Annotated in this window: 27 protein-coding genes; 12 read left to right on the top strand and 15 right to left on the bottom strand. The window is 68.0% G+C overall.

Annotation, left to right across the window (positions count from 1 at the left end; translation table 11 throughout):
- From AB1634_09465 to AB1634_09515, 11 genes are all read left to right on the top strand, one after another.
- Nucleotides 1–795 (top strand): LemA family protein (locus tag AB1634_09465; protein ID MEW6219743.1); only part of this gene is annotated, 795 nt, incomplete at its 5' end.
- Nucleotides 796–805: 10 nt separating this feature from the next.
- Nucleotides 806–1054, top strand: a complete 249-nt coding sequence (locus AB1634_09470; GenBank protein ID MEW6219744.1) for a helix-turn-helix domain-containing protein — start codon at nucleotides 806–808, stop codon at nucleotides 1052–1054.
- On the top strand, nucleotides 1051–1968 hold the full coding sequence (mamB, locus tag AB1634_09475; GenBank protein MEW6219745.1) for a magnetosome biogenesis CDF transporter MamB: 918 nt from the start codon (nucleotides 1051–1053) through the stop codon (nucleotides 1966–1968). Before AB1634_09470 ends, mamB begins: the two co-directional genes overlap by 4 nt.
- Before the next feature lie 24 nt (nucleotides 1969–1992).
- Nucleotides 1993–2547: a hypothetical protein gene (locus tag AB1634_09480; GenBank protein ID MEW6219746.1), complete on the top strand. Its 555-nt coding sequence runs from the start codon at nucleotides 1993–1995 to the stop codon at nucleotides 2545–2547.
- Complete coding sequence (locus AB1634_09485; protein ID MEW6219747.1) at nucleotides 2544–2996, top strand: magnetochrome domain-containing protein; 453 nt, start codon at nucleotides 2544–2546, stop codon at nucleotides 2994–2996. Before AB1634_09480 ends, AB1634_09485 begins: the two co-directional genes overlap by 4 nt.
- Before the next feature lie 164 nt (nucleotides 2997–3160).
- Nucleotides 3161–4240: a peptide-methionine (R)-S-oxide reductase MsrB gene (msrB, locus tag AB1634_09490; protein ID MEW6219748.1), complete on the top strand. Its 1080-nt coding sequence runs from the start codon at nucleotides 3161–3163 to the stop codon at nucleotides 4238–4240.
- Between the two features lie 118 nt (nucleotides 4241–4358).
- Nucleotides 4359–5321, top strand: a complete 963-nt coding sequence (locus tag AB1634_09495) for a histone deacetylase (GenBank protein MEW6219749.1) — start codon at nucleotides 4359–4361, stop codon at nucleotides 5319–5321.
- Nucleotides 5322–5339: 18 nt separating this feature from the next.
- Nucleotides 5340–6032 carry a CBS domain-containing protein gene (locus AB1634_09500; protein ID MEW6219750.1) on the top strand — a complete coding sequence of 231 codons (693 nt, stop codon included), beginning with the start codon at nucleotides 5340–5342 and terminating at the stop codon, nucleotides 6030–6032.
- 58 nt (nucleotides 6033–6090) lie between these two features.
- Nucleotides 6091–7392, top strand: a complete 1302-nt coding sequence (locus AB1634_09505) for an ATP-binding protein (protein MEW6219751.1) — start codon at nucleotides 6091–6093, stop codon at nucleotides 7390–7392.
- Nucleotides 7393–7521: 129 nt separating this feature from the next.
- Nucleotides 7522–9630, top strand: a complete 2109-nt coding sequence (locus AB1634_09510; GenBank protein MEW6219752.1) for an acetate--CoA ligase family protein — start codon at nucleotides 7522–7524, stop codon at nucleotides 9628–9630.
- Nucleotides 9627–11504 carry a GNAT family N-acetyltransferase gene (locus tag AB1634_09515; protein MEW6219753.1) on the top strand — a complete coding sequence of 626 codons (1878 nt, stop codon included), beginning with the start codon at nucleotides 9627–9629 and terminating at the stop codon, nucleotides 11502–11504. The genes AB1634_09510 and AB1634_09515 overlap by 4 nt, the downstream gene beginning before the upstream one ends.
- Nucleotides 11505–11613: 109 nt before the next feature.
- Here AB1634_09515 and AB1634_09520 read toward each other — a convergent pair whose 3' ends face one another.
- From AB1634_09520 to AB1634_09545, 6 genes are all read right to left on the bottom strand, one after another.
- Nucleotides 11614–12192: a DUF3782 domain-containing protein gene (locus AB1634_09520; GenBank protein MEW6219754.1), complete on the bottom strand. Its 579-nt coding sequence runs from the start codon at nucleotides 12190–12192 to the stop codon at nucleotides 11614–11616.
- Nucleotides 12193–12362: 170 nt separating this feature from the next.
- Nucleotides 12363–13544 (bottom strand): L,D-transpeptidase family protein, encoded by a 1182-nt coding sequence (locus AB1634_09525; protein ID MEW6219755.1) that lies wholly within the window; start codon nucleotides 13542–13544, stop codon nucleotides 12363–12365.
- A 1-nt stretch (nucleotide 13545) separates the two neighbouring features.
- Nucleotides 13546–13776, bottom strand: a complete 231-nt coding sequence (locus AB1634_09530; GenBank protein ID MEW6219756.1) for a hypothetical protein — start codon at nucleotides 13774–13776, stop codon at nucleotides 13546–13548.
- A 19-nt stretch (nucleotides 13777–13795) separates the two neighbouring features.
- Nucleotides 13796–14713 carry a hypothetical protein gene (locus tag AB1634_09535; protein ID MEW6219757.1) on the bottom strand — a complete coding sequence of 306 codons (918 nt, stop codon included), beginning with the start codon at nucleotides 14711–14713 and terminating at the stop codon, nucleotides 13796–13798.
- A gap of 85 nt (nucleotides 14714–14798) precedes the next feature.
- On the bottom strand, nucleotides 14799–16013 hold the full coding sequence (locus tag AB1634_09540; protein ID MEW6219758.1) for an HD domain-containing phosphohydrolase: 1215 nt from the start codon (nucleotides 16011–16013) through the stop codon (nucleotides 14799–14801).
- 74 nt (nucleotides 16014–16087) lie between these two features.
- Nucleotides 16088–17224, bottom strand: a complete 1137-nt coding sequence (locus tag AB1634_09545; protein MEW6219759.1) for a glycosyltransferase family 4 protein — start codon at nucleotides 17222–17224, stop codon at nucleotides 16088–16090.
- Nucleotides 17225–17398: 174 nt separating this feature from the next.
- Here AB1634_09545 and AB1634_09550 point away from each other — a divergent pair, with 174 nt between their 5' ends.
- Nucleotides 17399–17836 carry a glycine zipper domain-containing protein gene (locus AB1634_09550; protein MEW6219760.1) on the top strand — a complete coding sequence of 146 codons (438 nt, stop codon included), beginning with the start codon at nucleotides 17399–17401 and terminating at the stop codon, nucleotides 17834–17836.
- Here the strand turns inward: AB1634_09550 and AB1634_09555 are convergent.
- The 9 genes from AB1634_09555 to AB1634_09595 all read right to left on the bottom strand — a co-directional run.
- Nucleotides 17826–18653, bottom strand: a complete 828-nt coding sequence (locus tag AB1634_09555) for a histidinol-phosphatase (GenBank protein MEW6219761.1) — start codon at nucleotides 18651–18653, stop codon at nucleotides 17826–17828. The genes AB1634_09550 and AB1634_09555 overlap by 11 nt on opposite strands.
- An 88-nt stretch (nucleotides 18654–18741) precedes the next feature.
- Nucleotides 18742–18930 (bottom strand): hypothetical protein, encoded by a 189-nt coding sequence (locus AB1634_09560; GenBank protein MEW6219762.1) that lies wholly within the window; start codon nucleotides 18928–18930, stop codon nucleotides 18742–18744.
- Nucleotides 18931–19049: 119 nt separating this feature from the next.
- The gene (locus AB1634_09565; GenBank protein ID MEW6219763.1) at nucleotides 19050–21209 is read right to left on the bottom strand and encodes a DNA translocase FtsK; all 2160 of its coding nucleotides are present in this window, start codon (nucleotides 21207–21209) and stop codon (nucleotides 19050–19052) included.
- A complete protein-coding gene (gene nusB / locus AB1634_09570) occupies nucleotides 21199–21630 on the bottom strand; it encodes a transcription antitermination factor NusB (protein MEW6219764.1) in 432 nt (143 codons plus the stop codon). Before nusB ends, AB1634_09565 begins: the two co-directional genes overlap by 11 nt.
- Nucleotides 21631–21655: 25 nt before the next feature.
- On the bottom strand, nucleotides 21656–22123 hold the full coding sequence (gene ribE / locus AB1634_09575) for a 6,7-dimethyl-8-ribityllumazine synthase (GenBank protein MEW6219765.1): 468 nt from the start codon (nucleotides 22121–22123) through the stop codon (nucleotides 21656–21658).
- A gap of 164 nt (nucleotides 22124–22287) precedes the next feature.
- Nucleotides 22288–22710 (bottom strand): PIN domain-containing protein, encoded by a 423-nt coding sequence (locus AB1634_09580; protein MEW6219766.1) that lies wholly within the window; start codon nucleotides 22708–22710, stop codon nucleotides 22288–22290.
- Nucleotides 22707–22949 carry a ribbon-helix-helix domain-containing protein gene (locus tag AB1634_09585; GenBank protein MEW6219767.1) on the bottom strand — a complete coding sequence of 81 codons (243 nt, stop codon included), beginning with the start codon at nucleotides 22947–22949 and terminating at the stop codon, nucleotides 22707–22709. The genes AB1634_09580 and AB1634_09585 overlap by 4 nt, the downstream gene beginning before the upstream one ends.
- A 578-nt stretch (nucleotides 22950–23527) precedes the next feature.
- Nucleotides 23528–24391 carry a hypothetical protein gene (locus tag AB1634_09590; GenBank protein MEW6219768.1) on the bottom strand — a complete coding sequence of 288 codons (864 nt, stop codon included), beginning with the start codon at nucleotides 24389–24391 and terminating at the stop codon, nucleotides 23528–23530.
- A 16-nt stretch (nucleotides 24392–24407) separates the two neighbouring features.
- Nucleotides 24408–24883, bottom strand: a 476-nt coding sequence (locus AB1634_09595; protein ID MEW6219769.1) for a hypothetical protein, incomplete at its 5' end; no start/stop codon positions are given.

The following is a 24883-nucleotide window of genomic DNA, read 5'->3' on the forward strand; positions in this document are numbered from 1 at the left end:
GGCCGGGGGGGGGGGGGGGGGGGGGGGGGCCAAGACCGGTTCGAGCGGCTCCGGCGGCTCGCCCGGCAGCTGCAGGAGGAGTCGGTGGTCCGTGCCGGCCGGCCGCTGCCGCCGGTGCGCGGGCTGCGGCTCATCGTGCTCGCCTCGGTGCTGGCGGTGCTGGCGGGGATCATCGGCCTCATGGTCAACTACAACCGCTTCGTCTCGCTGGATCAGCAGGTGCAGGCTGCCAAGGGCCGGGTGGAGGCCAGCCTGCAGCGCCGGGCCAACCTTTTCCCCAACCTGGTGATGCTGACCGGCAGCCAGGCGGTTCACGAAACAGAGGTCTTCAGGCATGTGGCCGAGGTGCGTACCGAGCTGCTCCGGTCCAACGATCTGCTGGAAGGCTTCGCCGCACAGGCAGCCGGTGCCGGCAGCACGGGGGAAGGCCTGGTCCCGGAGCTGGCCGCTCTCCCAGCCGCCACCATCGAGACCCTGAAGGCCTCCATGGGCAGACTCATGGCCCTGGGGGAAGCCTACCCGGACATCAAGGCGGTGACCACCTATCACCAGCTGATGACCGATCTGGTGGAGATCGAGACCCTCATCCTCGAGCAAAGACGCCAGCTCAACGAGACCACCCAGAGCTACAACACGGCGATCATGACCTTTCCCTCCCGCATCCTGGCCCGGCTGTATGGCTTCCACCCCTACGCTTACTTCCAGGCCGCGGAGGAGGCACACATCAATCCCGAGGCCACCGGCGAGATGCTCGGGAGATCCCTGCTCCCGGTTCCCTCCACTCCCAAGCCATAGGCGGTGACGCATGTGGGCATTGCTGCTGCGAGTCGGCGCCATCCTCGGGGTCTGTGAAGTGATCAAGAGGATCCTCGACGAGACCACCCGGGACATCAAGCCAACCAGGCTCTACGAGGTGTCCGAGGCGGCCCGCCTCCTGGGCATCTCCCACGCGGAGGTGCGCCAGCTCATCGCCGAGGGCAGGATCAAAGCCCGGCAGACGGGGGGCGTCTGCAAGATGGCGGGCCAGAGTCTTCTCGATTACCTCCAGTCATGAATCCCGAAGAATGCGCCGCATGCCGGGACGAGGTGGTCTGGTACGCCCTGTCCACCAACGCCTTTCTCACCTTCCTCAAGGTGTGCCTCGGACTCCTGTCCGGCAGCTCGGCCCTGGTGGCCGACGCCCTGCACTCCTTCTCCGATGTGGTTGCCAACCTCGCCACCATCGCCAGCCTCAAGATCTCGAGCCGGCCAGCCGATGACCAGCACCCTTACGGCTACGGCCATGCCCAGTTCATCGCCACCGCCTTTGTCGGCCTCATCCTGGTGGTTGGCGGCATCTATATCCTCATCGGCGCCGGCCGAGCCGTTCTCACCGGCGACGTCGAGACCCCAAGCTGGATCGCCCTGGTTGGTGCCGTCATCTCCATCGCGCTCAACGAGCTGATGTTCCATTACGAGGACTGCGTCGGCAAGAAGAACAACTGCCCCGCCATCATCGCCGATGCCTGGGACAACCGCTCCGATGCCTTGTCCTCCACCGGCGTGCTGATCGGCGTTGGCCTGGCCACCCTGGGCTTTGCCTACGGGGACGCCATCGCCGCCATCGCCGTCGGCCTGCTGGTGGTGAAGATCGGGGTGAAGCTCACGGTCGAGGCCATCGACGGGCTCATGGACGCCTCGGCCGAGGCGGAGCTGGTGGCAAGAATCGACCAGCTGGCGCGCAGCGTCTTCGGCGTCCTGGACGTGGGGCTTGTCCGCGCCCGTCTGGTCGGCGAGGAGATGCATGTGGACATCGAGGTGGTGGTGGACGGCGACCGCAAGGTCTACGAGGGGGATCTCATCGCCGATCACCTGCGCACTCGGGTGCAGAGCGAGGTTGCCCACATCGGCAATGTCCAGGTCTTTCTGACGCCGCCAGGGGAGACCGCCGCTCAGGGCGAGGTATCCGTGATGGCCACTTCTGTCTGACGCCCCTCCTACGACGAGCCTGCCATGCGTATCGAGGACAATGTCGTCATCATGGCCGCCGTGATCCTGGTGGCGGTGACTGTAGCCGCGCTCTTGCCACCGGATCTGCTCCGGGAGGTCCGCCATGAGCTGGCTGCCCCCATGGCCCAAGGCCTGGCGCCGCTGAGCTCCCGCAGCCAGGGCTGGACGGCAGCCGGACCGCAGGCGGTGCCGGCGGCGCAGCTCGCCCCGCGCGCCACGTTCAAGCCGGGCGTCATCAAGCTGGAGCAGGCGCCGGTGGTACGGTTCTCCGGCGTCATCCAGCAGCTGTCCGAGATGCCCCAGCAGGACGGCCAGATCCATCTCTGGCTGGAGGCCACCGACAAGCGGGAGCTCCGGATCTCGGTGGCCCCGTCGTGGTTCCTGGAATACACCGGTTGCCGTCTGAGCCATGACCAAGCCATCTCCGGGGTGGGGTTCCAGTTTGATGCGTCAGGCCCGGAGCCGCTCATCTACGCCCGACGGCTCCAGGTGGGCGGCACGACCTGCCAGCTTCGCAACGACGAGGGATTTGCCCTCTGGTCCAACCGGTTACGATGACAGGCACGGGGCAGACCGGCAAAACCGCCGGGCGGGCCGGCCTGGCGCTGGTGCTGGTGGCCGCCGTCCTGGCCAGCTGGCACGGGCTTTCCCGGCTGGATGCCGCCCTGTCCGGCCTTGTGACCTTGCCTGCGCCGCAGGGTGCCACCGGCCTCTTCCTGGACTCCCAGCCCGCAACGCCCCCCCCGCGGCAGACAGTGATCCGGCGTATCCCCCGCATCAGCGCCGCGGCGGTGCGCCTCCATCCCTTCTGGGGCCGTTGTGACCACTGCCACCTGTTCGTGAACGGACCTCCCGCCGGCTCGCAGCCGAAAACCCCGGTGGGCGCCGCCCTGGAAGGGATCTCCACCATCATCAAGATCGCCCCTCCCATCCTGCCCAGCTCAGCCCGGCCTCATCCGCCTGCCGGTCGCTGCATCAAGTGCCACGACATCGTGGTGCGGTGGTAGGACTCGCCCTCACCTCCCGCATCCACTTGAGGAGTGCCTCCCTTCCTCGGGCGCCGTGCTTATGGTTTGCCCATGGAGCCGAAAGGACCCTGCCGATCATGCCGGTCGAGCGGGGTCCGGCACGGCACCTGCGGATGCCGCCGGCAGGCGGCAAGGAGGCGACCATGAATACCGCATTCTCTCTTCTGTTGCTGGTCCTGGCCCTGGCCGCCGGACCTTTGCTGGCAGCGCCTTTGGCGGGCGCCGGCCAGACGGATGCCAGCCGCACCGCCATCTTTGCCGGCGGCTGCTTCTGGTGCATGGAAAAGCCCTTCCAGGAGCTGCCGGGGGTGATGGCCGTCACCTCCGGCTACATCGGTGGCCAGACGGAGAATCCTACCTATGAGAACTATGCGGCCGGCGGTCACATCGAGGCGGTGGAGGTCCGCTACGACCCGGCCCGCATCAGCTACCAGGATCTGCTGCGCGTGTTCTGGCGCCAGATCGATCCCACGGACCCGGCCGGCCAGTTCGCCGACCGGGGTCACGCTTACACCACCGCCATCTTCTTCGGCAGCGAAGAGGAGCGGCTGCTGGCCGAGACGTCCAAGGCGGCCCTGGCCAAACGGGGGCTCTTCGACAAGCCCATCGTCACCCCCATCCTGGCCGCGACCCGCTTCTGGCCAGCCGAGGAGTACCATCAGGACTACGCCGACAAGAATCCGCTCCGGTATCGGCTGTACCGGGCCGGCTCCGGCCGGGATCGGTTCCTGGATGCCGTGTGGGGCAACGAGCCGCCCCTGGCACCCGGCGGGTCCTCAGGACGTCCAAGCCCGGAGGAGATGAAGGCCCGACTCACCCCCCTCCAGTATGAGGTGATCGTGAACGAAGGCACCGAGCCGCCCTTCGACAACGAATACTGGGACAACAAGCGGCCCGGCATCTACGTGGACGTGATCTCCGGGGAGCCCCTCTTCAGCTCCCGGGACAAGTACGATTCGGGCACCGGCTGGCCCAGCTTCAGCCGGCCGCTGGTAGCGGACAACATCGTCGAGCGGGAGGACCGCCGGCTCTTTTCGACCCGCACCGAGGTCCGCAGCCGCCAGGGCGATGCCCATCTCGGCCATGTCTTCCCGGACGGGCCACCGCCCACCGGGCTGCGCTACTGCATCAACTCGGCGGCCCTGCGCTTCGTGCCGGCGGAGGACCTGGGCCAGGAAGGCTACGGGCAGTTGGCGCCTCTGTTCACGGCCCCTCGGCCATGAGGCTGCCCCCAGGCCAGAGCTTGCAATTCCTCAGACCCCGCCCCTATGCTGATCCAGTGTAGGGGCGGCGGCGCATCCCCAGGGGACCGCATCGCCTCCCGGCCCGGAGCCGACCACGATGCCCCTTGTGCCCATCGTCCTCATCAGCCACCCTGACCTGCTGCGCCACGACACCGGTGGCGGCCTGCACCCGGAGGTGCCGGAGCGGCTGACCGCCATCCGGGCGCGGTTGGCCGCCGGCCCCCTGGCCGCGGTGCTCCGGGAGGAGACCAGTCGGGCCGCCGACTGGCCGGACCTCCTCGTCTATCACGACGAGGCCTATCTGGCCCGCTTCGAGGAGGCGGCCCTGGCCGGCCGCTCCCATCTCGGCCATCCCGACAACCAGATCAGCTACGATTCGTTCAACGCCGCCCTCCTGGCGGCCGGCGCCGGCCTGGTGGGCATCGATCTTCTGGAGCGGGAGGCCGGCGTCCTGCCCTTCTGCTCGGTTCGGCCGCCCGGCCACCATGCGGAGCGGGCCCTGGCCCTGGGCTTCTGCTTCATCAACAACATCGTGGTGGCGGCCCGCTACTGGCAGCGGCGTTACGGCCGGCGGCGCCTGGCGGTGGTGGACTGGGATGCCCACCACGGCAACGGCATCCAGGCCGCCTTCGAGACCGATCCGGAGGTGCTCTACGCCAGTATCCACGAGCACCCGACCTTTTCCTTTCCCGGTACCGGCTACAGCGACGAGACCGGCACTGGCCCGGGCCTGGGCTACACCCTGAACGTCCCTCTGCCCCCCGGCGCCCATGACGCCATGGTGCTGGCCGCCCTGGACGAGCAGCTGGAGCCGGCCCTCACCGCCTTCGCGCCGGAGGGCCTGATCGTCGCCGCCGGTCTCGACGGCCACCGGCAGGACGACATGTCCGGCCTCGCCTACAGCACCGGGCTGTACCGCCGGTTGGGGGAGCGGATGGCCGCCTGGGGCCGCCGTTATTGCCAGGGCCGGGTGCTGTCCATTCTGGAGGGGGGCTATGAGCTGGAGCCGCTGGCGGCCAGTGTCGAGGCCTATCTCCTGGGCCTGGCCGAGGGGGAATGAAGACTTGGGAGGGATGCCATGTATGTCCGCAGCCACATGACGGCACCGGCAGTGACGGTCGGACCGGACGAGAAGCTGCCGGCAGTCCGGGAGATCCTGGCCGGACGGCACTTCCGGCATCTGCCGGTGGTGGACGGGCACGGCCACCTGGTGGGCATGGTCACGGACCGGGACCTGCGCTCCGCCTATCCATCGCCGGTGATGGCGGAGGCCGGCCGCCAGGAGCTGCTGGCGCAGCTGGCGGCCACGCCGGTGTCGGCGATCATGAGCCGGGACCTGGTCTGGCTGGGCCTGCTGTCCACCCTGGACGACGCTCTTTTCCTCCTGGAGCGCCACAACGTCGGCGCTCTGCCGGTGGTGGATGCCGGGCAGCGGGTGGTGGGGATCTTCTCGGTCCGGGATCTTCTGGCCGCCTACCGCACCCTGTTCGGGGTGGGCCTGCGGGGCTCCAGCCTCATCGAGATCGTCGACGACGGCCGGCCGCGCATCCTGTCCACCATCATCCAGGCCCTGGAGGAGCGGGACATCCCCTTCACCCGGGTGGTGCGGGCCCAGGGCGATCAGGAAGAAGCGGGGCCGGGCCGCATCTACATCCGGGTCAACACGTACAACCTGCGCTCGGTGCACGCGGCGGTGGCCGAGGCCGGCCTGCGGCCGGTGGTCGCCGCTCCGGAGCCGCCGGCCCCGGAAAAGCCCGGCCATCAGGGTTGAATCACCGGCATACCGGTTGTACCTTGCGGCAAAGATCCCTTTCTGCCGGTGACAGGCCATGCAAACCGCACAGCTCCTGGAGATCCTCGCCAGCCACAACCAGTTCTGGACCGCGGGCCGTATCGATGCCGGTGTCGAACGTGCCGCCCTGGCCAGGTGTCTGGAGCAGATCGAGACCAAAGAGGTCGTCGTCCTCAAGGGCATCCGGCGTTGCGGCAAGTCCACCCTGCTGGCCCAGATCCTGGCCGCCCTCCTGGCGCGGGGCATTGCACCGCGACAACTCCTGCGGCTCAACCTGGAAGAGCCGCTTCTGGTCACGGCCGCCTCCATCGAGCTCCTGGAACGGATCTACCGCACCTGGCGGGAGCGGGTCTGTCCCACAGGCCGGGGGTACATCTTCCTGGACGAGGTCCAGAACATCCCGGGCTGGGAGCACTGGGTGCGGGGCCGCAGCGAGACCGAGGACATCAAGGTGTTCGTCACCGGATCATCGGCCCAGCTGCTGAGCCGGGAGATCGGCACCAAACTGACCGGCCGTCACATCTCCTTCGAGATCTTCCCGTTGTCCTTTGCCGAGCACCTGCGCTTCCATGGCATCGTGGTCGATGGCGAGTTGGACTACTGCAGCCGCAAGGCCATGATTCGGCATCTGTTCCACACCTACCTGCAATATGGTGGCTTCCCGGAGGTCGTCTTGCAGGAGACGGACGCCGCACGCCAGCTGTTGCTCAAGCATTACTTCGACGACATCCTGTATCGTGACATCGTCAGCCGGCACGAGATCCGTGATGTCTCCAGTCTGCGCCACCTGGCCGTCTTCCTGCTCACCAACAACGCCAAGCTGACCAGCGTCAACAAGCTCCGGAGCAACTTCAGTATTTCCCAGGACAAGACCGAGAACTACCTGTCGGCCATTCTCGAAAGCTATCTGCTTTTCCGCCTGCAACGCTTCTCCTGGTCGCTCAAGACCGTGCAGCGCGCCGGGTTCAAGACCTACGCCATCGATACCGGACTGCGCAACCGGGTCGCCTTCTCCTTTTCCCAGGATCTCGGCCGCCTCGTGGAGAATGTGGTGCACAACCACCTCAGGACCTGCCACGAGGAGATCTTCTTTCACAGCGATGGCCATGAAACGGATTTCGTGGTCAAGGAGGGGCTCCGGCTGACCAGCCGGATCCAGGTCTGGTACGAGGATACAGCCCAGACTGCCATTCCGGCGCGGGAGCTGGCCGCCTTCGCCAGCGCCGGGGAGGACACCCGCTGCCTCCTGCTCACCAACGATCTGGCGGCAGAGCACCAGGTCGGGCCGGTCAAGGTCCAATGCCTGCCGGTCGTCCGCTTCCTGCTGGGACTGGGATAGAGGACCACCCGCCTCCAACCGGCCCTTGTCTTTTCCCCGCCCGCCGTGCAACCCTAACCCTGCCCCTGACAGCAGCCAAAGGCCACGAAGACCGCCAGCCGGCACCGTCCTCCCGAGAGATGCGCCGCCATGCTCGACGCCCTGTTCACCCCCCGCACCATCGCCGTGATCGGCGCCTCCCGCACCCCGGGCAAGGTGGGCCACGACATCCTGGCCAACCTCCAGGCCGGGGGCTTTGCCGGCAGCCTGATCCCGGTCAACCCGGACGCGGATGCCATCTGTGGCCTGCCGTGCCGGCCCAACCTCCAGGGTCTGGCCGAAAGGATCGACCTGGGCATCGTGGCGCTGCCGGCGGCCGCGGCCCCGGAGGCGGTGCGGCAGCTGGTGCGCGCCGGCGCCCGGGCGGTGGTGGTGGTGTCGGCGGGCTTCAAGGAGACCGGCCCCGAGGGCGCCGGCCAGGAGCGTGAGCTGGCCCGGCTCTGCCGGGAGGGGGGTGCCCGGCTGCTGGGGCCCAACTGCCTGGGGCTCATCAATACATCCCACCACCTCAACGCCTCCTTTGCCGGCCCCCTGCCGCCGGCCGGACCCATCTCCATCCTCTCCCAGTCCGGGGCGGTTTGCACCGCGCTCCTGGATCTGGCCCGCGGCCGCGGTCTCGGGCTGGCCAAGGTGGTGAGCCTGGGCAACAAGGCGGATCTTTCCGAGGTGGATCTGCTGCTGGCCCTGGCCCGGGACCCGGACACCAGGGTGATCCTGGGCTATCTGGAGGACATCGTCTCCGGGGAAGAGTTCGTCAAGGCCGCCGAGGAGGCGGCGACGAGAAAGCCGGTGGTCATCCTCAAGGCCGGGACCACCGAAGCCGGAAGGCTGGCCGCCTCCTCCCACACCGGCGTCCTGGCCGGCGCCGAGGTGGCCTATGGCGCTGCCTTCCTGCGGGCCGGCGTCATCCGCGCCGACTCCTTTGCCGCCCTGTTCGACTACGGCACCGCCCTGGCCCTGCAGCCGCTGCCAGCGCCCGGGCGGCGGGTGCTCATCATCACCAATGCCGGCGGCCCCGGGATCATCGCCGCCGATGCGGTGGAGAGGGCGGGCCTGTTCCCGGCCCGCCTGGACGGCAACACCACCACCGCCCTCCGGCAGCGGCTGCCGCCGGCAGCCAGCCTGGGCAACCCGGTGGACGTCCTGGGGGACGCCGACCCGTCCCGTTATGCCGCAGCCATCGCCGCGGCCCAGGACGATCCCGGCGTCGATGCCATCCTGGTCATTCTCACCCCCCAGGCCATGACCCAGCCGGCCGCCACCGCCACCGCCATTGCCGGGGTGATGCGGGGCGAAAAGCCGGTGGTGGCTGCCTTCATGGGTGGCGACCGGGTGATGCCCGGGCGGCGGGAGCTGGCCGCCAGCCACATCCCGGACTTCGACACCCCGGAGCAGGCGGTGGCCACCCTGACCGGTCTCTTCCAGTACGCCGCCTGGCGCGCCCGGCCGCCCCGGCTGGTCACCCGCTTCCGGGTCAACCGCCGGCGGGTGGAGCGGATCATCTTCCGGCGGCTGCGCACCGGCCGCCTCCGGATCGGTGAGGTCAAGGCCAAGGACATCCTCAAGGCCTATGGCTTCCGCATTCCCAACGGCTGTCTGGCCAGCTCCGGCGAGGAGGCGGTGGAGATCGCCGAGCGGCTGGGCTATCCGGTGGTGATGAAGATCGTCTCCCCGGACATCGTCCACAAGTCGGACTTCGGCGGCGTGCGCCTCAATGTGGCCACCAGCGAGGCGGTGCTGGACAACTTCGATCTCATGATGCTGCGCATCCGTGAGCGGGCGCCGGAGGCGCGGGTGGATGGCGTTTACCTGGAAGAGATGCTGGGCCGGGGGCTGGAGGTCATCATCGGCATGACCCGGGACCGCCAATTCGGCCCCATGCTCATGTTCGGCCTGGGCGGCATCTTCGTGGAGGTGATGAAGGACGTCACCTTCCACCTGGCGCCCATCACCCTGGACGAGGCGATGCAGATGCTCATGGCCACCCGTTCCTACGAGATCCTCCAGGGGGCCCGGGGGCAGCGCGGGGTGAACCTGGCCGCCATCGCCGACGGCCTGCAGCGGATCAGCCAGCTGGCCACCGACTTCCCGGCCATTGCCGAGCTGGACATCAACCCCTTCATCGTCAGCGCCGGCGGCTCCGAGCCCTTCGTGGCTGACGCCCGCATCACCCTCTCTCCCGCCGAGGCCCGGCCATGAGCGACGGCAGCGTCACCTACCCGGACCCGGACTGGCAGGAGCGCTACCGGGACATGATCATGACCACCCGCCGGGCGGTGGGGCTCCTGAAGCCCGGCCAGCGGGTGTTCCTGGGCACCGGCTGCGGCCAGCCGGTGGAGCTGGTGGAGGCCCTGGTGCAGCGGGCCGGCGAGCTGGTGGACGTGGAGATCATCCACCTCTTGACCGCCGGCGCGGCCCCGTATGCCACCGCCCGGCTGGCCGACAGCTTCCTGGTCAACTCCTTCTTCATCGCCGAGAATGTCCGGGAGCATATCCAGGAGGGCCTGGGCCACTACACGCCGATCCGGCTCTTCGACATCCCGCGCATCTTCGCCTCCGGCCAGCTGCCCCTGGATGCGGCCCTCATCCAGGTGACGCCGCCGGACAGCCGGGGCCGGGTGAGCCTGGGGGTGTCAGTGGACATCGTCAAGAGCGCGGCCGAGAACGCCTCCCTGGTCATCGCCCAGGTCAACCCCCAGATGCCGCGCACCCTGGGGGACAGCTTCCTGGACGTCTACGACCTGGACGTGCTGGTGCCCGTGGACCGGCCGATCATCGAGGTCCAGCCCCTGCCGGTCACCGAGGTCACCCGCCGGGTGGGCAGCCACATTGCCGCCCTGGTGGAGGACGGCTCCACCATCGAGTTCGGCATCGGTCGCATCCCCCAGGCCGTCGCCGACCTCTTGCAGGGCAAGCGCGACCTGGGCATCCACACCGAGATGCTCACCGACTCCATCGTTGACCTGATCCATTCCGGCGCGGTCACCGGCGCCCGCAAGACCATCGACCGGGGCAAGATCGTCGCCTCGTTCTGTCTGGGCTCGAAGAGGCTCTTCGACCTGGTGCACAACAACCCCCTCTTCTCCTTCCGGCCTACCGAGTACGTCAACGACTCCCACGTCATCGGCCGCCTGCCGAAGATGATCGCCATCAACACCGCCCTGGAGGTGGACCTCACCGGTCAGGTCTGCGCCGATTCCCTGGGGGGAAAATTCTTCTCCGGCATCGGCGGCCAGGTGGACTTCAACCGCGGCGCTGCCCGCTCCAAGGGCGGCAAGGCCATCATCGCCCTGCCCTCCACCGCCAAGAACGGCACCATCTCCCGCATCGTCAGCCGGCTCTCACCGGGCGCCGGGGTGGTCACCTCCCGGGGCGACGTGCACTACGTGGTCACCGAGCACGGGGTGGCATACCTGCACGGCAAGAGCGTCCAGGAGCGGGCCTTGGCCCTCATCTCCATCGCCGATCCCCGCTTCCGGGAGGGCCTCTTCCACGATGCCCTGGAGGCCAAGCTGGTGCGCCAGGAGCTGGCCGCCTTCGGCGACAAGCTCCTGGTCACCTCCCAGGAGATGCGCAGCACCCTCCGTCTGGAGGACGGCACCCAGATCACCCTGCGGCCGATCCAGCCCACCGACGAGCCGCTGCTGCGGGATCTCCTCTACGCCCTGTCCCAGGAGACCGTCTACTACCGGTTCATGACCCGGCTGCAGCGCTTTCCCCACAAGGAGGTGCAGCGCTTCGTCTACATCGACCACCGCAAGGACGTGGCCATCGTCGGCACCGTGCCCGAGGCCCACGGCGAGGACATCGTCGCCGTCGGCCGCTACTACCTCGATGAGCGCACCAACCGGGCCGAGGTGGCCTTCGTCATCCGGGACTCCTGGCAGAACCGCCACATCGGCACCTCGCTTTTCCGCCACCTCATGACCATCGCCAAGCGCAACGGCATCTCCGGCTTCACCGCCGAGGTCCTCAGGGACAACAAGCGCATGCAGACCATCTTCAACAAGAGCGGTCTCAAGGTGAAAAGCGTGCTCAACGAAGACGTCTACTCCTACGAGATCGACTTCTGAGAACAGCCGACTGCCTTCTGTGACATGTGCCCATCACGCCTTGACAGAGAGGCTCCGGCACCCGGGTCACGCGGCGACGCCGGAGCCCATCCCTTCCCACCGGCCCTTCTCACCAGACGGAGGGCACGAAGCCGGCATCGTTTCTGATGATCACCGTCTCGCCGCTCTGGGCGAGAACGAAGAGCCCCTGGCGGTGCGCGTGCCGGGCCACCTCGTCCGGCAGCACCATGGCCGCCACCGCGCCCATGAGCTTGAGGGAGGCCCACTGCGGGGCCAGGCGCTTGAACCGGGACAGACGGTCCAAGTGCTCGGTGACATCATCCACCGACAAGGTGCTCTTGCACTCCACCGCCACCGCCTCCTGGTCGTTGACCACCAGCAGATCGATCTCCATGGTCTCGCCGCCCCGGTCGACGCTCACCCCCCGGATGACTTGGTGCACCTCGATCCCCCGCTCCCGAAACAGGCGCACCACCGCCGGCCGCACCATCTCCTCCACGAAATCGCCCAGCCGATTGCCCAGCCGACCGATGGCGGCGGAGACCTCCTTGATCTTGCGGTCTGTGTCCTGAAACTTCCGGTCCGTCTCCCGGGAGCCTTGCCGGATCAATCGCTCCGTTTCCTGAAATCTGCGGTCCGTAGCCTGGAAAAGCTTCCAGACTTCCTCGAGGGTGATCTCTTGGCCCATGACAACCTCCTTGGCCGAAGGCATATGCCCGACACTGGCGCCGGTCTTCCTTGCGGCAGGGACGGCGTCCGAACAATGGTGGAGCAGGGTGCCGACTGCGTTATCTGCCCCCCTTTGACTGACCCAGCCTAGCAAAACCGCTGGCGGGTGTCGAGGTGGCGCGGCCGCCCTCAGGGCGCCAGCGGCACCGGCACCCCGGTCTTCGCCGCCAGGGCCTGGCGCAGCCGAGCCTCATCCACCTCCTCGGGCGCGACCCCCCGCTGCCGCAGCAAGCCTTCGGCCTGGGCGCCGAGATCGACCCCACCCATGAAGTCCTCGTGCACCTCCACGTAGGGCACGCCGTGGGCGATCCCCGCCTTCACCGGCTGGTAGACAATCTCCACCGCCAGTCCCGGCTCCACCAAGTCATAGAGGGTGGCAATATCCCGGGGATAGAGGCGCATGCAGCCGTGGCTCACCCGGCGGCCCACCCCCAGGGGCTTGTTGGTGCCGTGCAGAAGGACGTCCCCGGAGGAAAGCCGCAGGGCGTGGCGGCCCAGGGGGTTGTTGGGGCCGGGCGGCACCCGCGCCGGCAGTTCCGGCTTTTCCGCCCGGATGGATGGCGGCACCGTCCAGGAGGGGTCCCGGATCTTTTCCACGATCCGGAAACGGCCGGTGGCGGTGTCAAAGCCCTCCCGGCCGATGCCGATGGGGAAGGTGGTCACCTTGAGGCCCTGGGGGTGCCAGCTGAGAAGATACAGCCGCAGCTCCGCCAGATTGACCACCAGGCGGCTCACGGAGGAAGCCTCGCCAGCAGCCGGTCGGCGGGAGGCAACCAGGCTCCGCACCACCCGGCTGCCCGCGGCCAGCTCACCCAGGTCGGCCAGCCGCTGCCGGGCCTGGGAGCGGTCCGCAAACGGGCCGAGCTGGAGGCCATGACGGTCACCGCGCTCCTCCAGCCGCAGGAGCGCCTGTTCCCCGGCAGGCAGCTGGGGCCGCAGCCGGGTGGCGGCCTCGATGGCCTCCGGCTGGCCGGCGTACGAGCCAAGCTCGATGGCGTGGAAAAGGCCCGCCGGCCAGGACGCCGGCGGCTCGGTCTCGGGGAGGAGCCAGGAGGTCGGGATCAGGACCCGGGCCTCGGCCCCCGGATACCAGGGGTCGAAATCCGGATTGGCGGCCGCGATCTCGTTGTAGCCGAGATCATGGCGCAAGGCGAGATCAACCAGGGTCTCGGCATCGCTGGCGATCCGATGCCAAGCCACCTCGCCCAACCGCTCCTGGGCGCCGACCTCGAAGGCCGCCGCCAGGATCGAAGGCGCCAGCCCCGGGCCCGCGAGCAGCCAGGCAGCCAGCAGCAACAGGGGGCCCCGCATCTTACGGGCCCTTCCCGGCTCCATCCGACTCGGGCGCAGCGGGCGCCACCCCGGCTGGCGGCCCGAGGCGGCCGCAGCCCCGTCCCCGCTCGGCCCGGCACAGGGCGCAGCGGCTGGGGGCGCAGCCCTGGCAGGAAAAGCAGTCCGGGCAGGACTCCTGCCCGGCGCCGCAAGGCCGGGGCTCCGGAACGAAGACCAGGCCCGGCAGGGAGCGGGCAGGAACAAAGGCCATGGGTCGTCTCTACTCCCGCTCACCCCCCGTCGCTGTCCGGGTGGCTTCGCCCCAGCTCGGCCAAGGTGCACAGGGAGTCGGTGCCGCACCGGTCCTGGATCTGGCGCAAATGGATCATGTTGGCCTCAATGGCCTCGCTGTAAAGGTCCCGATCCACCCCCCAGCGGGCCCGGAAGTGGAGGCGCATGAAGCGGAAGACCCCCCCCAGCTCCTCGTGCAAGCGGCGTTGGGCCACCAGGTAGTAGAACTCCTCGGTCTTGTCCACCAGCTCCTGCTCCGAACGGTAGCCCGACAGGCCCCCCTCCTGGAATTCCTTGAACAGGAGTGGCAGCTTGTCCAGATAACGGGGATCAGCCATCTGGGCCAGCAGATCCGCCGAGCCCATGGCCTGGCCCACCAGGGCCATCTCCCGATCCCGGAAAGGGATCTCGCGCAAGGACAGGCTGAGGATGGTGGCTCGGATGAGATGCCGGCAATCCTCCAGATCGGCCGCGGGCAGGCCGCGGCCGGCCAGGACCCGCTGCATCAGGGCGATGCTCCGCTCCTCGTGTCCTACGGTGTACTTGGCCCCCGAGCCCTCCTGGTCGCCCTCCTCCTGGATGAGACCGGTGTCATGGAACAAGGCCGCGTACAGGCCCAGGAGCAGCGCCCGGCACGAAAGCGGGTGCCCGCCCAGGGTCAGCCCGTGCAGAAGCCTGGCCATGGCCAGCACCACGGAACAGGTGTGCTCCAGGTTGTGGTACAGGGTGTTGCTGGCCCGGTAGCCAGGAAAACGGCCATGGAACAGACGGAGGACGTCCTGCCACACCGGGACGAACAGGCCCAGGTCCAGGGCCTCCGGGGCGGCCAGCGCCATGATGGCCTGGATTTCGGCCAGACACCGCTCGGGGTCGCTGCCGTCCACGAACTGATGCAAGGTGATGTCAGAAGGGTCCATGGGCCATGAAAGCGCTCGTTGATGGCGGCTCCTGCACCGCTTCTTGGGAGGATGACATCGTCTGGTCGTCGGCGCAGGGCCAGGGTCAGTCCGGAAAACGCCGCTGGATGGCGGTGATGACTTCGTAGATCTGGAAGAAGGCTGCCACCACCTCGGGGTCGAAATGGCGGCCGGAGCTGGCGCGGATCTCGGTCAGGATCCGCTCCTCGGGCCAGGGCTCCTTGTAGCAGCGGCGCGCGGCTAGGGCATCGAAGACATCGGCCAGGGCCACGATCCGGGCCGCGGCCGGGATCTCCTCCCCGCGCTTCGGCTGGCCGGCCGCCTCATCGCTGTGCAGGAAATCGGGCAGCACCCCGGGGTAGCCGCCGCCGGCCCACTTCTCGTGGTGGTTGAGGGCGATGTCCACGCTCATCCGGTCCAGAGCCGAGGTGGTGTTGACGAAGAGCCGCGCGCCATAGACGGTGTGCAGCTTCATGACCTCGAACTCCTCAGGGGTCAGCCGGCCCGGCTTCTTGAGGATGGCGTCCGAGATCCCCACCTTGCCCACGTCATGGAGCATGGCCGCCAGACGGATGAGGTCCCGCTGGGCCTTGATCACCCGCCGCTCCCAGCCGCGGTTCAGAGCCCAGCGCTGGAAGATCTCCGCTGAGTAGGCGCCCACCCGCTGGACATGGGCCCCGGTCTCCCCCGGGTCCCGCAGCTCGGCCATCTTCATCATCCGGAGGATCAGCTCCCGGTTCATGCAGCCGCGCTCGATGGCCACCGCGGCGTGGTTGCCGAAAAGGGGCACATAGAGCTGGCTGGGCCGGGAGAACGGCACCACCCGCCCCTCACCCTCCTTGGCATTGATGAGCTGCATCACCCCCACCAGCCGGTCGTCGAAGGTCTTGAGGGGGATGGTCAGGATGGAGCGGGTCCGGTAGCCGGACAGCTCGTCGAAGCGGGGGTTGAAGGCGTAGGGGCGGTCAGCGGGGATGGCGTAGGCGTCGTCGATGACCAGGTGCTGGCCGGTCAGGGCCGCGTAGCCGACGATGGAGGTGTCGTCCACCCCCACGGTGTAGGCGGAGTAGAGGGCGGCGTTGTTCTCGTCCTCCCGGAACAGGGTGTCGTTGTGGACATAGCTGAAGGCCAGCTGATCCTTCTCCAGCAGGAAGATCGAGCCGGCATCGGCCTGGGCCAGCCGCCGCGCCTCCAGGAGGATCCGATCCAGGATGGCATCCACGTCTTTGAGGTGGTTGATCTCCTCGGTGGTGCGCAGAATCCGCAGAACCACATCCTCGTCGTAACGCTCGCTTGCCATGATTCCCCCCATCGCCGCTTCCACCCAGGCTCCACAAGCCAGGATCGATACAGAACACAAGGAGCACGACCCTGTCAAGTCTGGGGCGTGGGGGCCCGGGCCTTGTCTGCCCGGATCCGGAAATAAAGCTCTTCGTGGGCCAGGGCGACCGCGCCCCAGCCGTGGCCCTCGGCCGTCCGCCGGGCCTGGCTGCCCAGCCGTGCCCGCAGCTGGGGGTCGCGGAGCGCCGCCAGCGCCTGCCGGAGCTGGGCCGGACCAGCCACCGTCAGTCCATTCTCCCCGGAAACAATCAGGCTGGCAACCCCGGCCTCACGGCTCACCACCACAGACAGGCCGCAGGACATGGCCTCCAGGATGCTCATGCCGAAGGCCTCCCGCCGGGAGGGCAGCGCCACCAGATCAGCGGCCGCCAGATACGGCCGGACGTCGGCGGCCAGACCGAGGAACTGCACCCGCCCGCCCAGACCGTGAGCGGCCACCTGACGCCGGAACCAGGACAGGCGCTCGCCCCGGCCCACCACCAGGAGATGCATCCCGGTCCCCAAGGCCGCCAGCAGCAGATCCAGACCCTTGCGCCGGAACTCGGAGCCCACGAAGAGCACGGCCAGCGCCTCCGGCGCCAGTCCCAGCCGCTGGCGGCTCTCGTGCCGCAGGCCCGCCAGGGTCTGGGGATGGAAGTGGCCGGTATCGACCCCCGGCGGGATGACCTGCACCCGCTCCTGGCGCCGGTAGTGGCGACGGCAATCCTCCCGGATGCACTCCGATACCGCCACCAGCCAGCGGCCGGCCATCTGCCGGCGCTCCAGCCAAAGATAGAGCCAGCTGCGCGGGCTGAGCCAGACCTGATCCAGGCGCCGCCATCCGGGGTACTGGGCAACCCCACCCCGGTAGGAGAAGGTGTGCAGGGTGAGCAGGTCCTGGGCCCAGCCCCGCTCGTGGGAGTGGACCACATCGTAGGCGCGGCCGGCCAGCCGGTGGGCGGCGTCCTGGGCAAAGGCCAGGGAGCTGCCCACCGAGGAGAAGCGCCAGCGATCCGGAATCAGGGACAGCCCCATGCCGGCCGCCAAGGCCGGCTCGTACTCCCGGACATAGAGGTCCACGGCATGGCCCCGTTCCACCATCCGGCGTGCCACCTCCAGACCGTAGCGCTCGGCCCCGCCGGTGGCCCGCAGGTACTTGGTGATCACCGCCAGCCGCAAGGGGGAGGTCATGGCAGAAGACCTCCTTCATGGCCCCCCGGCCTGTCGCCCGGCCGTACAATGGCCCGGCGGGCCTTGACAACCGCTCCTGGTCGGGAGGATATTTGGGCTCGCATCAGCTCGGTCTCCGCCCCTGCCGCTGGCAGAAGCGGCACCATGGATCCCATCGGGCAAGGAGGAATGGACATGCAGCGGTTCCTGGCTGTCTTCGCCATCGTGGCCCTTGTTGTCGGCTGCACCCCCACCAAGTCCCAGATGGGCGCTGCCGGCGGCTCGGTGGCCGGCGCTCTCATCGGGCAGGCCATCGGTCGCAACACAGGTGGCACCCTGATCGGGGCGGCGGTGGGGGGCATGCTGGGCTATATCGTTGGCAACGAGATGGACAAGTACGATCAGAAGCAGGTCACCCGGGTCTACGAGTCCGCCCCTTCCGGCCAGCCCGCCTCCTGGACCAACCCGGACACCGGCAAGCAGTACACCATGACCCCCCGGGCCGCCTACCAGGACAGCCGCACCAGCCAGGTATGCCGGGAGGCCGAGATCGAGGCCACCATCGACGGCCGGAAGGAGAAGGTCCTGTCCACCGCCTGCCGGGACGCCGCCGGCAACTGGGTCATGCAGTAGCCGTCCCGCCTGGGCACCCGGGCTGGCCGGCCAAGAGCGCCGGCACCAGCTCGAAGTGCCGTCCCACCTCCCCCGGGTGATGGGCGTCCGAGCCCAGCACCAGGGGGAGGCCCAGCTCCCGCGCCTCCTGAAGGATGCAGCCCGCCGGAAAGGGCTCGCTGCGGAATCGAAACCCGGAGGTGTTGATCTCCAGGGCCATGCCCCGCTCCCGGATGAGGCCCAGGATCTCCCGCACCAGAGCCATCTCGACCAGGCCGTACCGGAAATCCGGATAGTGGCGCAGCGGCGCGTCCAGGTGACAGGCCACATCGCCCGGCAGCTCGACCAGGGCGTCCCGGACGTGGCGGTAATAGGCGCGGATCACCTGCCCGGCGTCCAGACCGGCCAGGGCCGCCCGGTTGGCCCGGCGCCGGCTGAGCAGATTGACATGCCCGCCGCCCACGGGCAGAAAATGGAAGGAGATGCCGATCCGGTCCGGCCGGAAGCGGGCCAGCCGCTCCAGGATCCCGGGCACCGTCTCCGGGTTGTACCCCACCTCCATGCCGGTCTGGATGGCGATCCGCCCCTGGTACCGATCCTTCAGCCGCCGGCCCTGGGCGAAAAACGCCGCGAATTCCTGGTCCGAGAGCCAGGTCGGGCCGTCGTAGCGGATCCCCACCTCCAGGTGCTCCAGAAAGACGATCCCCGCCAGGCCCCGGGCCAGGGCGGCACGCACGTAGTCTTCCATCCCGCCCACTGCGTGGTGGCAGAATTCGGTGTGCACGTGGCCGTCGACGCCGAGATCGACCAGGGCCTGTCGTTCAGCCGGTCCGCCCACCTCGTCCCCCAATGAAAGGGGGCACGCCGCTCCGTCCAGGAAGCGGCCGTGCCCCCACAAGCCGGCCGGGGTGCCCCCGGAAAAGGGATCAGGAATTGCCCTTGGGAAAGAAGTGCAGAATGCCGTTGATCTCCGAGGTGTCACAAACCTGGCCGGGCCCCAGATCCATGAACTGGACCAGGGCATCCACCGGGATGACCACCGGCTCCCCGAAGGGAAGATGGTAGATGACAGTGCGCACCCGGGACAGATCGACCGACGGGGCCTGGGTCTGCATGGCGAATCCTCCTACCCTATTGTATCGGACCAGTGACGTGGCCCGTAAGAGAAATATCGGCTGGTACCCGCCACACCATAAGATCAAGCTGCCGATCTGTCACCGGTCGCTGCCGCGGCTCAGGAATACTCCCGCCGCACCAGGACCTCCCGGGGCTTGACCCCGTCCGCCGGGCCGACCACCCCGTCCTTCTCCATGCGCTCGATCATGCGAGCGGCCCGGTTATACCCGACCCGCAGCCGCCTCTGCAAGCTGGAAATGGAGGCCTGGCCCATCTCGCACACCGCAGCCACCGCCTCGTCATACTTCTCGTCATAATCCCCCTCGCCGCCGCCCCCCTCGGCCTCATCCTCCTCCTCGGCCAGCTGCAGGACCGTCTCGTCGTACACCGCCTGGCCCTGCCCTTTGAGGAAGGTGACCAGCCGCTCGATCTCCGGCTCGGAGACATAGGCGCCGTGCACCCGCTGCAGCTTGGCCGTGCCCGGAGCCAGGAACAGCATGTCGCCGGCCCCCAGGAGATGCTCGGCGCCGCTGGTGTCGAGCACGGTGCGGGAGTCGAACTTGGAGGAGACCTTGAAGGAGATGCGGGTCGGGAAGTTGGCCTTGATGAGGCCGGTGAGCACATCCACCGACGGCCTTTGGGTGGCGAGGATGAGGTGCATGCCGGCCGCCCGGGCCATCTGGGCCAGCCGGCAGATGGATTCCTCCACATCCCGGGAGGCCACCAGCATGAGATCAGCCAGCTCGTCGATGATGATGACCACATAGGGCAGCTTGACCTCGGCCACCTTGTTGTAGGCCTCGAAGCCCTTGACTCGCCTTTCCTCCATCTGCTGGTAGCGCCGCTCCATCTCCTGCACCGCCCAGCGCAGGGCCCGGTTGGCCATCTTCGGATCCACCACCACCGGATGCAAAAGATGGGGAATGGCGTCATAGGCGGACAGCTCGATCCGCTTGGGATCGACCATCAGCATCCGCACCTCCTCCGGGGTGGCCCGGAAAAGGATGCTGCAGATGATGGTGTTGATGGCCACGCTCTTGCCGGAGCCGGTGGCACCGGCGATGAGCAGATGGGGCATGCGGGCGAGATCGAAGACCCGGGGGTTGCCGATCACGTCCATGCCCAGGGCCAGGGTGAGCCGGGAGCGCGCCCCCTGAAAGAGCTCGGTGGCCAGGATGTCCCGCAAGGGCACGGTCTGGCGCACCGGATTGGGGATCTCGATGCCGAGGGCCGCCTTGCCGGGCACCGAGCCGACGATGCGCACCGACTCGCTCTTGAGGCCCAGGGCCAGGTCATCGGCCAGGGCGACGATGCGGTTGATCTTCACCCCCGGCGCCGGCGCATACTCGTAGGTGGTGACCACCGGCCCCGGCGAGATGCCCACCACCTGGCCCTCCACCCCGAAGTCCTGGAGCTTGGCCTCCAGGGCCTGGCTGACCGCCAGGTAGACCTCGGTATCCACGGCGCTGGTGGCGGCATCCAGCTTGTCCAAGAGGCTCAGGCTGGGCAGCTGATAGCCGCCCTTGGCCAGCGCGGTAGGCTGGAAATCCTCCTCGTCCTTGCCGGCCGTCGCCTGGGGCTTGGGCAGATGGACCACCGGGGCCGCGGTCCGCGCCGGCTTGTCCGCGGCGGGTGGTGGTAGCGGCCGGGCCGCGGCTGGCGGCGCCGGGGCAATGACCGCTGTCGCCGCCGCCCGGCCCGCCTGGCGAGCGGCCGCCAGCTCCCGGCCCCGGACGACAAGTCGCCGGCTCCACAGGACCGGCGATTGCCGGGTGGCCAGCATGATGGTCAGCACCAGGAGAGCGGCCAGCAGCAGAAAGGCGCCGACCACGCCGAAGTAGGTGGCGAGGAAGGTGGCGACCATGGCGCCCAGCTGACCGCCGGTAGGGAAGCGGCGCCGGAAGAGCTCGATGCCCTGGGCCGGCCCGATGAGGGCCGCCAGGCCGCTGGAGGCCAGCAGCACCCCGGTGCCGCCGGCCCACAGGCGGGGCAGGGGCTCCAGGGAGGCGCGGCCGGAGAAGAACGGCAGGCTGGCCATGAGAACCAGGAGCGGCAGCCAGAAGGCGGAGATCCCCAGCAGGCTGGCCAGGAGGGCGGCCACGAACTGGCCCACCGCGCCGCACCAGTTGCGACCAGCCGGCAGGGTGCCGTCGGCCGCCGGGCCGCTGAAGCTGGCCAGGGCAAAGAGGAGGAAGAGGGCCACGGCCACGCCGGCGATGGCCACGGCCTCCTGGGCGAGGCTGGAGGAATCCGGCCGGCCGCCAGGCTCACCCGCCATGGGCCGCCGGCTCGCTGGAGGCATGGACACGGATGGCGTCGAGGATGCCGTTGACAAAGGGCCCGGACTCCTCGGTGCCATAGAGCTTGGCCAGCTCGATCGCCTCGTTGATCACGACCCTGGCGGGCACCTCCGGCCGGTGGCGGATCTCGAAGGCAGCCATGCGCAGGATGCTGCGGTCCACCACCGACATCCGCTCCAGGCGCCAGTGGCGGGCGAAGCGGCCGATGAGCCGGTCGAGACCGGCCAGCTCCCCGTGGACGCCCTCCACCAGCTCCCGGGCATAGGGCAGGGCCGGCGCGTCCTTGCCGGTGTCGTGGTAGTGGGCCGCGGCCAGCGCAAAGGCCTGGCCCGGCTCGGCGCCGGTCAGCTCGATCTGGTAGAGGGTCTGGAGGGCGATCTCCCGCGATTTGCGCCGCATACCCATGGCTGCACCGATCTTCGCCCTACAGGGCCTTGAGCAGATTGACCATCTCCACGGCAACGGCCGCCGCCTCGGCCCCCTTGTTGCCGGCCTTGGAGCCGGCTCGCTCAATGGCCTGCTCGATGGTATCGGTGGTCAAGACGCCGAAGATGATCGGCACCCCGGTGGCCAAAGCCACGTGGGCAATCCCCTTGGCCGCCTCGCCAGCCACATAGTCGAAATGGGCCGTGGCGCCGCGGATGACGGCGCCGAGGCAGACGATGGCGTCATGACTGCCGCTTCGGGCCAGCCGCTCCGCCACCACCGGGATCTCGAAGGCGCCCGGCACCCGCACCAGGGTGATGTCCTCCTCCCGGCCCCCCAGCCGCCGGAAGGCGTCCACCGCCCCCTCCAGGAGCCGCTCGCCGATGAAGGCGTTGAAGCGGGACAGCACGATAGCCAGCCGCTGGCCGGTGGCCGACAGGTTTCCTTCCAGGGTCCGAATGCTCATGAATGCAGCTCCGTGGATGTAGGGATTATCAGAAGCCAGTCTGGCGCTCAAGCATACTCCGTGTTTCCGGGAAGAGCCACGGGCCGCATGCGGCGCCGGCGATCTGATGCGGACAGGGCGCAGCCGGCCGGCGCCCTTCCGATCCGGAAGCGGCTGGCTGGGCCTCAGCCGTAGCTCCCCAGGTCGTGGAAGGCCGCGATGGTGAAGCCCTTTTCCTCGAAGTGACGGTCGAAGGCCAGGGCGATCTCGAGATCCCGGGACTCCATGATCTCGAAGCCCAGGCAGTCCACGAGGCTGAGCGCCCTGTTGCCCTCTGCCAGCAGCCGTTGCATGGCCCGGCCATGCCACTCGGCATCCACCCAGATAATCTCAAGCAGGGGCTGAATCTTGAGCTGGAAGTCCGCCACCGCAGCAAGACCGACCCGACGCTGCAGCAGGGACTCGGTCTCGAGGAGGACGTAGGAGCTGGTCAAGAGCCGGCCATCGTGGCTTGCCAGGTGGGCGAAATTGAGCTGGGCCCGCACGTGCATGAAGTCATCCCGGACCATGAGGGCGAAAAGTCCCGAGGTGTCGGCATAGACGATCATCGGTAGGCCTCCTCCAGGTAGCGGTCGTGCTCGACGGCGATATCCGGCGCCCCTGCCGTGTACTTGCCGACCACCGAGGCCGCTTGCCGGTAAAGCGCCGCCCGGTCGGGCTTCCGGGTGAGGAGCAGCTGGTCCACCGCGCGCCGGATCAGGGCGGCGATGGGCTCATGGGTGCCCTGGGCCAGGGCCTTCAGGCCCTGATACTGCTCCTGGGTCAGTTGGATCTGGGTGCGGACCATGGCATGCCTCCGGGGTACAAGTTGTTATCAAAAAGCCAAATATGATATCATGATAACATGACAGCCGGCCCGCGCAAGGTTTTTTTTCGCTGGCGCCACCACGGGGCAGGGGGGCCGTTCCGGCCCCCAGGGCCAGGGCCACCGACCGCGCTGTCACCACCGGGAGGGATGTCTGGTATGAGCGACGTCGTCGTGGGCTGGATCCAGCGCTGCGTCAGGCGGTCCCCGGAGGAGGACCTGGATTCACGAGGACAGGGCCTTGCTTAAAAAGGCTGCCGAGATCAAGGCAGCACAGCAGCTCTCCCTGCGGCGCGGCGACGGTTCCTGGTTGTCGCGAGGTGATCTTGGGGCGTGGGTCTCTGCAAGGTGGCCGATGACCAGGAGAAGACCCATCGTCTCATCGAGGGGTGTCGTCAGCTGACAGCCAGCTTGTCCAGGAGGACGACGCCGGCATCCTCAAGGCCTTTCCCGCCAGACCTGGGTGGGATACTGGCCAGGCAACGGGCGGGATGATCAAGGGCTGTGCCACATAGCCTCCGGCCAGAGCGGGAAGTCGTCGTCCTTCCCGTATTCCGCATCTACCTGCCCACCACTTGCATATCCCCAACAACCACCTCGCTCCCGTCCGCCTGTACGAGACGTAAGGACTCAGCGCGCCCCTTGGCGGCAGTAGCGCTCGCTGGGTGAAGATCGATTCGCCCTGCCGGACGTTTGAGCCATTCACTGTGCCGGCGAAGCAACTCGACGTCCCAGGCGAATTGATATCGTGGATACTCCTTGATCCGTCCGCGACGAGGGTCGCTCCGGACCGCGGCGGTCTGCCGGCGGACGAAGAGCATAAAGTGGACATCGGGCAGACGAACCCGCCCACCCGGCCGTACCTCCCGCTGACGGCAGGCATCGCGATAGGCGTCGATGAGCTCGTCGGCGAAGGCTTCGGGCGGTGTCTGCTGACGTTCCAGAAGGGCCAGGCAATCGGTGTAGGACCGGTAAAGAAGCGGTGCGCTGAGCGGCTGGGCCTTGCCAACGGACTCGCCGGCATACATGAGTTGGCCGCGGTCACGCTGGGCGTCGAGCATGATGACAAGCGGCGGCGTTGCAACAGAGCTGCTGGTGGCGGTGGCCGGGATGGCGCGATTCGAAAGGTAAACTTCAAGCTCGCTGGCAAACTCGGCGGCCCGACGTTGCCATTCGTCGCTCAACCAGGCCCGGGCCTGGCTGGCCGCAGCGGCCGCGTGTCTGCGGAGTGCCTCATTCCCCAGATTGAGCCCATCAAGTTGGGCCAGATCGCGATCCAGACGCTTCAGATTGCCGAAGCCATCAGCTCTGGAAAGCCTACGCACGACGCCGGAAAAGGTGGTGGCCTGCTTGGCCAGTCGGGTGACTTCTGTTTGGATCGCTTCGAATTGCTGGACGACGTCGTTTTGTGTCTCAGTGCTCATAGGTTTCCTTCATGGCTCATTGTGAAGCGACTCGCTCGAAGAGCGGGGTGACACGAAGCCTCTTCGGAACGTTCTGGGAGTCGCGATGGTGGTGGGTGAAGACGACGAATTGGTCCAAAGAAACGCAATCGTTGGCAGCCTTCTTGGCCGTCTTGGCGTCAACACGCAAAGCGCCTTGTAACGTTTCCGTATCGGGCGGCGCGCCATGGCCAAAGAGAAGCGTGTTCGGAACAAGCTCTCTCCAGGCCGCGTCACTCTTGAAGTCGTCGAGGCTCTGGCTACTCAGGAAGACGGGCACACCTTTGCTTCGCCCGATGCGGATCAGCTCTGCAAGTGGCTGGCTCTTTTTGCCCTTGGTCAAGTAGTTGTGGGCCTCGTCAATGGCGACGATCCCGCGTAGTGTGCGCGTCCGCATCTCGGGGGCGAACGGGGCGTCAGGCAGTGACTGGGCGATTTGCCTGAGAAAATGGAACAAGATGAACGCTACGTACG

This window comes from Thermodesulfobacteriota bacterium (genome assembly GCA_040755095.1).
In the GTDB taxonomy this organism is placed as follows: Bacteria; Desulfobacterota; Desulfobulbia; order Desulfobulbales; family JBFMBH01; genus JBFMBH01.

Bases quoted from the DNA above. Each gene is read 5' to 3' on its own strand.
- AB1634_09470 (MEW6219744.1), top strand. From the start codon at position 806: ATGTGGGCATTGCTGCTGCGAGTCGGCGCCATCCTCGGGGTCTGTGAA.
- mamB (MEW6219745.1), top strand. From the start codon at position 1,051: ATGAATCCCGAAGAATGCGCCGCATGCCGGGACGAGGTGGTCTGGTAC.
- AB1634_09480 (MEW6219746.1), top strand. From the start codon at position 1,993: ATGCGTATCGAGGACAATGTCGTCATCATGGCCGCCGTGATCCTGGTG.
- AB1634_09485 (MEW6219747.1), top strand. From the start codon at position 2,544: ATGACAGGCACGGGGCAGACCGGCAAAACCGCCGGGCGGGCCGGCCTG.
- msrB (MEW6219748.1), top strand. From the start codon at position 3,161: ATGAATACCGCATTCTCTCTTCTGTTGCTGGTCCTGGCCCTGGCCGCC.
- AB1634_09495 (MEW6219749.1), top strand. From the start codon at position 4,359: ATGCCCCTTGTGCCCATCGTCCTCATCAGCCACCCTGACCTGCTGCGC.
- AB1634_09500 (MEW6219750.1), top strand. From the start codon at position 5,340: ATGTATGTCCGCAGCCACATGACGGCACCGGCAGTGACGGTCGGACCG.
- AB1634_09505 (MEW6219751.1), top strand. From the start codon at position 6,091: ATGCAAACCGCACAGCTCCTGGAGATCCTCGCCAGCCACAACCAGTTC.
- AB1634_09510 (MEW6219752.1), top strand. From the start codon at position 7,522: ATGCTCGACGCCCTGTTCACCCCCCGCACCATCGCCGTGATCGGCGCC.
- AB1634_09515 (MEW6219753.1), top strand. From the start codon at position 9,627: ATGAGCGACGGCAGCGTCACCTACCCGGACCCGGACTGGCAGGAGCGC.
- AB1634_09520 (MEW6219754.1), bottom strand. From the start codon at position 12,192: ATGGGCCAAGAGATCACCCTCGAGGAAGTCTGGAAGCTTTTCCAGGCT.
- AB1634_09525 (MEW6219755.1), bottom strand. From the start codon at position 13,544: ATGCGGGGCCCCCTGTTGCTGCTGGCTGCCTGGCTGCTCGCGGGCCCG.
- AB1634_09530 (MEW6219756.1), bottom strand. From the start codon at position 13,776: ATGGCCTTTGTTCCTGCCCGCTCCCTGCCGGGCCTGGTCTTCGTTCCG.
- AB1634_09535 (MEW6219757.1), bottom strand. From the start codon at position 14,713: ATGGACCCTTCTGACATCACCTTGCATCAGTTCGTGGACGGCAGCGAC.
- AB1634_09540 (MEW6219758.1), bottom strand. From the start codon at position 16,013: ATGGCAAGCGAGCGTTACGACGAGGATGTGGTTCTGCGGATTCTGCGC.
- AB1634_09545 (MEW6219759.1), bottom strand. From the start codon at position 17,224: ATGACCTCCCCCTTGCGGCTGGCGGTGATCACCAAGTACCTGCGGGCC.
- AB1634_09550 (MEW6219760.1), top strand. From the start codon at position 17,399: ATGCAGCGGTTCCTGGCTGTCTTCGCCATCGTGGCCCTTGTTGTCGGC.
- AB1634_09560 (MEW6219762.1), bottom strand. From the start codon at position 18,930: ATGCAGACCCAGGCCCCGTCGGTCGATCTGTCCCGGGTGCGCACTGTC.
- AB1634_09565 (MEW6219763.1), bottom strand. From the start codon at position 21,209: ATGGCGGGTGAGCCTGGCGGCCGGCCGGATTCCTCCAGCCTCGCCCAG.
- nusB (MEW6219764.1), bottom strand. From the start codon at position 21,630: ATGCGGCGCAAATCGCGGGAGATCGCCCTCCAGACCCTCTACCAGATC.
- ribE (MEW6219765.1), bottom strand. From the start codon at position 22,123: ATGAGCATTCGGACCCTGGAAGGAAACCTGTCGGCCACCGGCCAGCGG.
- AB1634_09580 (MEW6219766.1), bottom strand. From the start codon at position 22,710: ATGATCGTCTATGCCGACACCTCGGGACTTTTCGCCCTCATGGTCCGG.
- AB1634_09585 (MEW6219767.1), bottom strand. From the start codon at position 22,949: ATGGTCCGCACCCAGATCCAACTGACCCAGGAGCAGTATCAGGGCCTG.
- AB1634_09590 (MEW6219768.1), bottom strand. From the start codon at position 24,391: ATGAGCACTGAGACACAAAACGACGTCGTCCAGCAATTCGAAGCGATC.